6 protein-coding genes are annotated in these 6,068 nt (G+C 71.0%); 4 read left to right on the forward strand and 2 right to left on the reverse strand.

Translation table 11 applies throughout. The annotated features are described in order from the left end of the window. The first annotated feature begins 8 nt into the window (after nucleotides 1-8). Nucleotides 9-698, forward strand: coding sequence for an aspartate/glutamate racemase family protein (locus JI751_RS15500; protein ID WP_201938639.1), 690 nt, complete (start codon nucleotides 9-11; stop codon nucleotides 696-698). Here the strand turns inward: JI751_RS15500 and JI751_RS15505 are convergent. Then, on the reverse strand, nucleotides 695-1,567 hold the full coding sequence (locus JI751_RS15505; RefSeq protein WP_201938640.1) for a hypothetical protein: 873 nt from the start codon (nucleotides 1,565-1,567) through the stop codon (nucleotides 695-697). The genes JI751_RS15500 and JI751_RS15505 overlap by 4 nt on opposite strands. Before the next feature lie 129 nt (nucleotides 1,568-1,696). On the opposite strand from JI751_RS15505, the gene JI751_RS15510 reads away from it, so the two are divergent. Together JI751_RS15510 and JI751_RS15515 are read left to right on the forward strand one after the other, a co-directional pair. Next, nucleotides 1,697-3,091 carry an OFA family MFS transporter gene (locus JI751_RS15510; protein WP_201938642.1) on the forward strand — a complete coding sequence of 465 codons (1,395 nt, stop codon included), beginning with the start codon at nucleotides 1,697-1,699 and terminating at the stop codon, nucleotides 3,089-3,091. Continuing rightward, nucleotides 3,088-3,225: an MFS transporter small subunit gene (locus tag JI751_RS15515; RefSeq protein ID WP_201938643.1), complete on the forward strand. Its 138-nt coding sequence runs from the start codon at nucleotides 3,088-3,090 to the stop codon at nucleotides 3,223-3,225. The genes JI751_RS15510 and JI751_RS15515 overlap by 4 nt, the downstream gene beginning before the upstream one ends. Here the strand turns inward: JI751_RS15515 and JI751_RS15520 are convergent. After that, nucleotides 3,215-4,441: a class I SAM-dependent methyltransferase gene (locus tag JI751_RS15520; RefSeq protein ID WP_307814286.1), complete on the reverse strand. Its 1,227-nt coding sequence runs from the start codon at nucleotides 4,439-4,441 to the stop codon at nucleotides 3,215-3,217. The genes JI751_RS15515 and JI751_RS15520 overlap by 11 nt on opposite strands. Before the next feature lie 226 nt (nucleotides 4,442-4,667). Here JI751_RS15520 and JI751_RS15525 point away from each other — a divergent pair, with 226 nt between their 5' ends. After that, on the forward strand, nucleotides 4,668-6,035 hold the full coding sequence (locus JI751_RS15525; protein ID WP_236666275.1) for an HNH endonuclease signature motif containing protein: 1,368 nt from the start codon (nucleotides 4,668-4,670) through the stop codon (nucleotides 6,033-6,035). Nucleotides 6,036-6,068 lie beyond the last annotated feature (33 nt).

A 6,068-nucleotide genomic window follows, 5' to 3' on the forward strand; every position in this document is an offset into this window, starting at 1 on the left:
TGCCGCGCGTGAAGACCATCGGACTCGTCGGCGGGATGAGCTGGGAGAGCAGCGCGGCCTACTACCGCGACCTCAACCTCGGGATGCGCGAGCGGCTCGGCGGCCTCGCCAGCCCGCGCCTGGCGATGACGACCGTCGACTTCGCCGAGATCACCCACCTCGAGGACGACGAGCGCTGGGACCAGATCGGGACGCTGCTCGCCGAGGCCGCGCAGGGCGTCGAGCGCGCCGGCGCCGACTTCCTCCTGCTCTGCACCACGACGTTCCACAAGGTCGCCGACCAGGTCGAGGAGGCCGTGGACATCCCGGTCCTCCACCTCGCCGACGTCGTCGCGGCCGCCGTGCGCGAGTCGGGCGTGGAGACCGTCGGCCTGATCGGCACGAAGGTCGCGATGTCGGAGTCGTTCTTCGTCGACCGGCTCGCGAGCCACGGACTATCTGTGATCGTGCCCGACCAGACGCACCACGACTTCCTCAACGACGCGATCTACGAGGAGCTGGTCCACGGCGTCGTGCTGCCCCGCACCCGCGCCCGGGTCGTGTCGATCATCGAGGAGCTGTGGGACGCCGGCGCCGGTGGCGTGCTCCTCGGCTGCACCGAGCTCGAGCTGCTGGTCAAGCAGGCCGACGTGGAGCTGCCCGTCTTCCCCTGCACCACGTTGCACGTGCAGGCAGCGCTCGACGCAGCCCTCGCCTAGAGCGGCAGGCCCCGGGCCGTCGCGACCCAGCGCAGGGCCGTCCAGGCCGTGCCGCGCAGGTCGATGGCCCTCGCCTCGTCCGGCAGTGGCACCGACAGCACCGTCGACCGCGCGCCCTCGCTGCTGAGCAGCAGCCCGTCCCCCGCGGCTGCGACACCCTCGCCCTGGTCCTGCGCCGGCAGGTCCCACGAGGTCACCGGCTGCCACGACGGGAAGTCGGCGACGTACGCCTGCGAGTAGGTCCGCATGACGACCCCGCCGCCCCCGGGCAGGAAGGTCGCGTCGGTGACGATGCCCGGCGCCTCGCCGACCTCCACCAGGCGGTTGGGCCGATCGGTCCGCAGCGCCGGCGGCGCGGCGTACACCGTTCCGCCGAAGATGCCCTTGGTGATCACGAAGAGCTGGCCGGACAGCGGGTGGCGCACGAGCGCCTCGGCGTCGCGCGCCCCGTCGGGGTAGACGAGCTCGTACGACGTCGGCGTGGCCGCGACGTCGCCACGGCCGACCGGCACCCGGAGGACCTCGACGGAGTCGCGGACGGCGCGGTTGTCGCCGATGTCGGCCACCCAGACCTGCCCGGGTCCGGCGGGCGCGAGTGCCTCCACGTCGACCGGGTCCGACGGCCACGACGTGACGCCGACGGTGCTGCCGGACCGTGGGTCGACGACGAAGACGCGACCGGAGTCGCCGGAGTCGTTGGTGGTGAGGACGAGGCCGTCTTGGGCCACCAGTCCGCTGGACTCGACGATGTCGGGGTCGTCGAAGCGGAAGGCCTCGCCGGCGTCGGGGGTCGGGCCGGGCCCGGCTGCCGCACCCACGAGGAACGGCACCGCGACCACCGCCCCTGCCAGCACCTGCCGTCGCCTCACGGCGCCACGGTAGCCGCGAGCCGTTCGTCGCGCCCGCACGACCGCTCGTCGTACGCCCACCCCTGAGGTCGATGACAGGTCAACCACTTGTGGGGCAGCGTGGCGAGGCCACCTCGGGAAAGGACCCCCATGTCGCGCCTCGACAAGTCGGCGATCGTCGCCGGTCCGGGATACAGCCGCTGGCTGATCCCACCCGCCGCGCTCGCCGTGCACCTGTCCATCGGACAGGTCTACGCGTTCTCGGTCTTCAAGAACTCGCTGGTCGAGAGCTTCGACACCAGCCTCACCGCGATCGGGTGGGTCTTCTCGATCGCGATCGTGATGCTCGGACTCTCCGCCGCGGTGCTGGGCACGTGGGTCGAGCGCTCCGGCCCGCGCAAGGCGATGCTCGCCTCCGCCCTCTGCTGGGGACTCGGCTTCATGGTCGGCTCGGCCGGCATCGCGACCGGGCAGCTCTGGCTGCTCTACCTCGGCTACGGCGTCATCGGGGGGATCGGCCTCGGCATCGGCTACATCTCGCCGGTGTCGACGCTGATCAAGTGGTTCCCGGACCGTCCCGGTCTGGCCACCGGCATGGCGATCATGGGCTTCGGCGGTGGCGCCCTGATCGCCTCCCCGCTGTCCAACAAGCTGATGGCGGTCTACGACCCCGACTTCGTCTCGACCGAGCCCGGTGCCGTCGCATCGGCGTCGGCGCTCGCCTCGACGTTCGTCACCCTCGGCATCGTCTACACCGTCTTCATGCTGATCGGCGCGGCCCTCGTCCGGGTGCCCCCGGGCCACGGCGACGACAGCACCGCCGAGCACTCCCCCGGCACCAACGGCGCCCTGGTTCGCGCGTCCAAGGCGATCCGTACGCCCCAGTTCTGGTTCCTGTGGGTGGTGCTGTTCTGCAACGTCACCGCGGGCATCGGCATCCTCGAGCAGGCCGCGCCGATGATCCAGGACTTCTTCCGCGAGGGCGGCGACAGCTCCGTCACCGCGGCGGCCGCGGGCGGCTTCGTGGGCGTGCTCTCGCTCGCCAACATGCTCGGCCGCTTCGTCTGGTCGAGCCTGTCGGACCGCATCGGTCGCAAGCCGACCTACGTCATGTACCTCGGCGTCGGCCTCGTGCTCTACCTCCTGCTCGCCCTCTTCGGCAGCAGCTCGACCTTCGTCTTCGTCGCCCTCGCGGTGGTGATCATCTCCTATTACGGCGGAGGCTTCGCGACCGTCCCGGCCTACCTCAAGGACCTCTTCGGCACGCTCGAGGTGGGCGCCATCCACGGCCGCCTGCTCACCGCGTGGGCGGCCGCCGGCGTCGCAGGTCCGCTGATCGTCAACGGCATCCTCGACACGGTCGGCGAGCCGGGCAACCTGGTCGCCGCCGACTACCGCCCCGCGCTGCTGACGATGGTCGGCGTGCTCGCGATCGGCTTCGTCGCCAACCTGATGATCAAGCCGGTCTCCGAGGACCACTTCGACCACGACGCACACGCCGCCAACGAGGACCGCATCTCGACCCGCAAGGAGGCCGTCCGATGAGCAGCCACGACACGTCCGACACCACCACGACGAGTCCCGCACTCGTGGCCCTCGCCTGGGCCCTCGTCGGGATCCCGCTCGCCTACGGGCTCTGGCAGACGCTGGTGAAGGCGTCGGCCCTGTTCACCGGCTGAGCAGCTCTCCCAGCCGGGGGCGTACGCGCCACTGGGCGAGCAGGTCGTCGTACTCACGTCCGGCGGCCTCCTCGCCCTCGCTGGGCCGTCGGTGCGACCCCGCCTCGCCGCGGAGCCGCACGGCGCGCAGCAGCGTGTTGCGCGGGGTGTGGGCGCTCTCGACGAACTCGACGACGTCGACCTTGTAGCCCTCGCGCCGCAGCAGCGCGGCGCGCAGCGCGTCGGTGAGGGTGTCGGCGAAGCGCTCGCGGAGGATGCCGTAGCGGGTGAGCATCGCGTAGGGCTCGGGCACCTCGGCCGTCCGCAGCTGCGACGCGATGTCGTGGTGGCAGCAGGGCGCGGCGAGCACGAGCGAGGCGTGCCAGTCGAGCGCCCGTGCGAGCGCGTCGTCGGTGGCGGTGTCGCAGGCGTGGAGGGCGAGCACGACGTCGGGCGCGCGATCGAGCGCCGCGTCGCCGATCGAGCCGACCACGAAGTCGGCGTCGATCCCGAGCCCGGCCGCGACCTGCGAGTTGTGGTCGGCCGACTGCTGCTTCACGTCGACGCCGGTCATCCGCACCGGCAGCCGGCGGCTGAGGTGGGCGTGGGCGGCGAAGGTCAGGTAGGCGTTGCCGCACCCGAGGTCGACGATCCGCAGCGGGTCGTCGGCGGTCGGCGTCCGCACCTGGCCCTGCTCCATCGCCTCGGTGAGGCTGGCATCGAGCAGCCGCAGGAACTCCTCGACCTGGCGGTACTTCGCCTGTCGCGTGGGCTTCACGCGTCCCTGGGCGTCGCTGATCCCGAGCGCGACCAGCACCGGGTCGCCCTCGGCGAGCAGCCGGTCCTTGGCACGGTCGTGGTCGTGGGAGACCTCGACCGCCTCGCTCCGCGCCTTGGTGTGCAGCAGCGGGGCACCCTTCTTGGTCACCCGGAGCTGGTGCGTGGCATCGGTGGTGTCGACGTGCCAGCTGGCGAACGGCTGGGCGACCAACGCGTCGACCGCGGCGGCCGCGTCCTCACCGAGCGCGTGGTTGGAGGTGTGCGCCTGCGTGTCGTCGTACGACACCACCTGGAGGTGGCGACCCGCCTTGAGGTCCACGACCCGGACCTCGATGCGCTTGACCTCGCGGTCGGCGACGACGGGCACCGGCTGCCCCTTGCGCCGGCCGCTGGCCAGGGCCCGCACCAGGTGGTCGGTGTCGAGGACGGCGGCCTTCAGCCGCTTCCACTCCGTCACAGCACGGCTGCGAGGACGACGATGAGGATCAGCGCCCCCAGCGCCACCGGGATCACGAGGCGGCGGTGGCGGGGGTTCATCCCGCCAGTCTAGGTGCGCGTGGCCTACTCCCCTTGCGGGCACCCAGCCAGAGAGCTGGGTGGTCGAGGTGCGAGCGCAGCGAGCCTCGAAACCCACCTCGTGCACCACCGGCCGACTGTCGGCGCCCTCCTCTATAATCGAACAGATGATCGAGACGCTGTTGGGGCCCGGAGCAGGTGGGGCAGACGCCCTCACCGGCTCGGACCTGCTCGCCTCGATCCGTGCCGAGCGCCTCGCTGAGAACGCCGCCGCAGCCTGCCAGCTCGACCTCGCCGCCCAGTGGGCGGACCTGCACCCACCCGAGTCGATCCATTCCGCTGCCGCGTTCAGCGTTCCCGGCACCGACCACGAGGAGCCGCTCGCCGGTGAGGGTTGTCCGCTGGTGGCGGAGTTCTGCGTCGCAGAGCTGGGCACTGTCCTCGGGGTCTCGTCGACGTCGGCGAAGAAGCTCATCGGACATGCGTTGGAGCTGCGTCACCGGTTGCCGCGGTTGTGGGCGCAGGTCCAGGCCGGTTGCGTGCCTGCGTGGCGGGCACGGTCGGTTGCGGAGACGACGATCCACTCGACGCCTTCGTTGACGCGTGAGGCCGCTGGGTTCGTGGACGCCCAGGTCGCGGCCGTCGCCGGGCGGATCGGTCCCGCGCAGCTTGACCGGCTCGTGGCCGAGACCATCAAGCGCTACGACCTCGCTGACCCTGATCCGGCTGCGGATCCGGAGGACGGGTACCTGTCGGTCGACCCTCGCCACGCGACCCTGCATGACGAGGACGTGCACTTCGCTGGCACCATGCGGTTCGAGGCCGAGCTCGACATAGCGGACGCACTGGACCTGGACCGCGAGCTCGCCCACCACGCCGCGCAGCAGAAGGCGCTTGGCTCGACCGAGTCGTTGGACGTCCGTCGGTCCAAGGCCCTCGGCGATCTCGCTCGCACCCAGACCGCACTGGACCTCGCGATGAGTGGTGGTGTCGAGGCTCGCTCCGCTCGCACCCCGGCCACCGACGGCGACCACCTGCCCGTCGCTCGCGAGGTCGTCATCCACGCCCACTTCGATGCCGGCTCCGTCGGCGAGCAGACTGTGTTCGGTCCCACCGGCCGGCTCGAAGAGGGCCAGCGTCTTGTCCTGCTCGACCAGGTCCGGTACTGGTGTGGTGACAGCCGCACCAAGGTCACGGTCAAGCCGGTCATCGACCTCAACACCGAGCTCTCGACACCGGCCTACGCGATCCCCGACCGGATCCGCGACCAAGTGATACTGCGCGACCGCACCTGCGTGTTCCCGTTCTGCACCCGACCGGCCCGCGGCTGCGACGTCGACCACGTCGTCGAGTACGACCACCACGCAGAAGCAGACGGGCGACCCCAACCAGGCCCCACCGCAAGTCGCAACCTCGCCTGCCTGTGCCGGTTCCACCACCGCCTCAAGACCCACTGTGACTGTGCTTCTGGGCATCCATTGTGGGTCGCCCGCCGGTCCGGAGCAGTGCAGTCTGGTGTCGGCGTCCTGGTCTGACTCGAAAGACACACTGGCCGTTTGCTTGCAAGC

The organism is Nocardioides baculatus (genome assembly GCF_016735675.1).
In the GTDB taxonomy this organism is placed as follows: domain Bacteria; phylum Actinomycetota; class Actinomycetes; order Propionibacteriales; family Nocardioidaceae; genus Nocardioides; species Nocardioides baculatus.